4 protein-coding genes are annotated in these 3288 nt (G+C 70.0%); all 4 read right to left on the bottom strand.

The window, feature by feature from the left end; translation table 11 throughout:
- Nucleotides 1–1301 (bottom strand): aspartate ammonia-lyase (locus NQ160_RS21080; protein ID WP_257517036.1); only part of this gene is annotated, 1301 nt, incomplete at its 3' end.
- Nucleotides 1302–1385: 84 nt separating this feature from the next.
- Nucleotides 1386–2300 (bottom strand): phosphodiesterase, encoded by a 915-nt coding sequence (locus NQ160_RS21075; protein WP_257517035.1) that lies wholly within the window; start codon nt 2298–2300, stop codon nt 1386–1388.
- A 39-nt stretch (nt 2301–2339) separates the two neighbouring features.
- Nucleotides 2340–2675 carry a peptidase gene (locus NQ160_RS21070; RefSeq protein ID WP_257517034.1) on the bottom strand — a complete coding sequence of 112 codons (336 nt, stop codon included), beginning with the start codon at nt 2673–2675 and terminating at the stop codon, nt 2340–2342.
- Nucleotides 2672–3288 (bottom strand): inorganic phosphate transporter (locus NQ160_RS21065; RefSeq protein ID WP_257517033.1); only part of this gene is annotated, 617 nt, incomplete at its 5' end. The genes NQ160_RS21065 and NQ160_RS21070, both read right to left, overlap by 4 nt.

The following is a 3288-nucleotide window of genomic DNA, read 5'->3' as shown; positions in this document are numbered from 1 at the left end:
GCGGTCTTGGCGAGAGCCGCGGATGCCGCATAGCCGATGAACGGCGTGAGCGCCGTGACCACACCCACCGACGACCCGACCATCGCGCCCAGGCGTGCGCGGTTCGCGGTGATGCCGTCGATGCAGTTGACCCGCAGCGTGCGCATGGCCCGACGCATCCAGGTGATCGACTGGAAGAGCGAATGCGCGATGATCGGCTCGAACGCGTTCAGCTGCAGCTGCCCTCCTTCGACGGCCATCGTGATGGTGAGGTCGGCGCCCGCCACCGAGAAAGCGACCTGGTTCACGACCTCCGGGATGACCGGGTTGACCTTGCCGGGCATGATGCTCGAGCCCGCTTGGCGCGCCGGCAGGTTGATCTCGCCGAACCCCGCCTGCGGTCCGCTGGAGAGCAGCCGCAGGTCGTTGCTGATCTTCGACAGCTTGATCGCGTTGCGCTTGAGTGAGGAGGAGAACGACATGAACGAGCCCGTGTCGCTCGTGGACTCCACGAGATCCACCGCAGTCTCGAGGTCGAGCCCCGAGATCTCGCGCAGGTGCCGCAGCACGGCGCGGGAGTAGTCGGGGTGCGTCGTGATGCCTGTGCCGATCGCGGTGGCGCCCATGTTGATCTCGTACAGCAGCGACGCGTTCTCGGTGAGCCGCGCGTGGTCCTCGCCGAGCGTGGTGGCGAAGCCGTGGAACTCCTGCCCCAGGGTCATCGGCACCGCGTCCTGCAGCTGGGTGCGACCGACCTTCAGCACGTCGTGGAACTCGACCGCCTTGGCCAGGAACGACTGACGGAGCAGGTCGAGCTCCTCCAGCAGCGTGCGCAGGTCCAGTCCGAGGCCCACCTTGATCGCCGTCGGGTAGACGTCGTTCGTCGACTGGCTGCGGTTGGTGTGATCGATCGGCGAGAGGAAGGCGTAGTCGCCCTTGGGCCGCCCTGCCATCTCGAGCGCGATGTTGGTGATGACCTCGTTGGCATTCATGTTGGTCGACGTTCCGGCGCCGCCCTGCACGACGCCGACGACGAACTGGTCGTGGAACTCGCCGTCGATGACGCGCTGCGCCGCAGCGTCGATGAGGCGGGCGCGCTCGGGGTCGAGCGCCCCGATCTCGGCGTTGGCTCGGGCAGACGCCTGCTTGACCATCGCCAGCGCGCAGACGAGGTCGCGGTAGACCGAGATCGGCCGCTGCGAGATGGGGAAGTTCTCGAGGGCCCGGGCGGTGTGCACCCCCCAGTACGCGTCGGCGGGGATCTCCACCGACCCCAGGGAGTCGGTCTCGGTGCGGGTGGCGGGCGTGTCGTCCAGTGGCATGATGCGTCCTCGTGGGTGCTCACAGCGGTGTGATGGGATCCTCCGAGCCTACCCGGGGACGCCGGTCGCCCTCGCCCGATGCCGTCAGCGAGCGGGTTTGCGCGAGAACGCCTCGAGCCGCTCCTGGGGAGTCAGCCGCGCCATCTCGGCGACCCACGCCGGCGAGAAGTGGTCGCCCGTGGGGGCATCGGCGACCGGGACGACGGCGTGGGTGATCGTGTCGTCGTACACGTGCACGAGGTGGAAGGACTGCCCGGCATCCATGCCGTTGACCTCCGCCGGCGGCCGCTGCAGGTTCATCGTGTAGCAGGTGGCCGACGCGACGCTGACGGGGATGCCGGCGAACGTGCCGTGCGTGGAGTAGTGCAGGTGACCTGCGAGGATGCCGCGCACGTCGCTTCCCCGGACGAGGTCGGCCAGAGCGTCCTGGTGGCGGAGCTCGAGGATGTCGAAGAGCGGGATGTGGCTGGGAAGCGGCGGGTGGTGCATCGCCAGCAGCGTGCCCAGCGGCGCCGGCTCCCGCAGTACACCGCGCAGCCAGTCCAGCTGCGCGGGGTCGAGGTCGCCGTGGTGCCAGCCCGGCACGCTGGTGTCCAGCGCCACCAGGCGCAGCCCGCCCAGGTCCCAGACCCCGGTGACGGGCTCTTCGTTGGCCTCGAGCCCCAGGAGCTCGCGGCGGAGCTCGGGGCGTTCGTCGTGGTTTCCGGCCACCCAGATCACCGGCGCCTCGAGCCGTTCGGCGACGGGTTCGACCGCCGCGCGCAGTGCGCGATACGCCTCGGGCTCCCCCAGATCGGTGAGGTCGCCGGTGAAGACCAGCGCGTCGGGCCGCACACCCAGCCGCTGTACCGCCGCGAGCGTCGCCTCGAGGTTGCGGGCCACGTCGAAGCGCCCGCCGAGCCTGACGTCACCGCCCAGCAGGTGGGTGTCGCTCAGGTGAACGAGGGTGCGACGGGCCGGCGGATGGATGCCGAACTGCACAGGCTGCGGGGGCTGCATTCCGCCGAGTCTAGGCGAGGGCTCCGACGCCCGATCCGGTCAGTGGTTGAAGAGGATCAGCAGCAGACCGAACAGCACCGCGCCCGCGCACACCGCGAACGCGGCGTACGCCCCGACGAGCGCGAGACGCTTCTGACCATCGGTCAGCGGACTGCGGGTGGCGGCCTTCGCGGCGGCCTTGGCCGCCCGGCGCGCCTGCTTCTCGGAGATGACGGTGATGGCGTCGGTGAACTCCGCCGGGGCGACGACGGGAGCCCGCCCGGCACGCACCAGCAAACGCAGCCCGAGGGCGTAGAAGCCGACCACAACGACTGCGGCGAGCAGAGCGGCGACGAAGACCTCCAGGAATGCCACCCAATCGATCGAGAAGCTCACCGGTCGCCCTTCCGTTCGTCGGCGCGGGCGCCTGTCGTGGCATCCTTCGTCTGCGTCATCTCGTTCTCCGCCTGCTCGCGCAGGAGCGCGCGGTGACGGCGGGTGGGCGGCGGGTTGCGCTTGACCTTCACCGCGCGGCCGGACTCCGCCACTTCGCTCATCGCGTTGGCGGCGTTGACCTCGTTGCGGCGCGAACGCAGGAAGATCGCCAGGACGATGACGACCGCGGCGACCGCTCCCACCAGCACACCCACGACCTGGCCGAGCCACACCACGATGAGAGCGAAGAGCGCGCCGACGGCGCCGGCGGCGGGGAGCGTCAGCAGCCAGCCGATCATGATGCGTCCGACCGTGCGCCAGCGCACCGTCGAGCCGCGTCGACCGAGACCCGATCCGATGACCGAGCCGGAGGCGACCTGCGTCGTCGACAGCGCGAACCCGAGGGCGCTGGAGGCGAGGATGGTCGACGCGGTGGATGCCTCCGCAGAGAAGCCCTGCGCGGGCTTGACGTCGGTGAGGCCCTTGCCGAGCGTGCGGATGATGCGCCAGCCGCCCATGTAGGTGCCGAGGGCGATCGTCACGGCGCACGCGAAGATGACCCACAGCTGGGGCT

The organism is Microbacterium sp. zg.Y909 (genome assembly GCF_024626565.1).
This window is presented reverse-complemented; position numbering and strand designations above follow the sequence as displayed.

Bases quoted from the DNA above. Each gene is read 5' to 3' on its own strand.
- NQ160_RS21075 (WP_257517035.1), bottom strand. From the start codon at position 2,300: ATGCAGCCCCCGCAGCCTGTGCAGTTCGGCATCCATCCGCCGGCCCGT.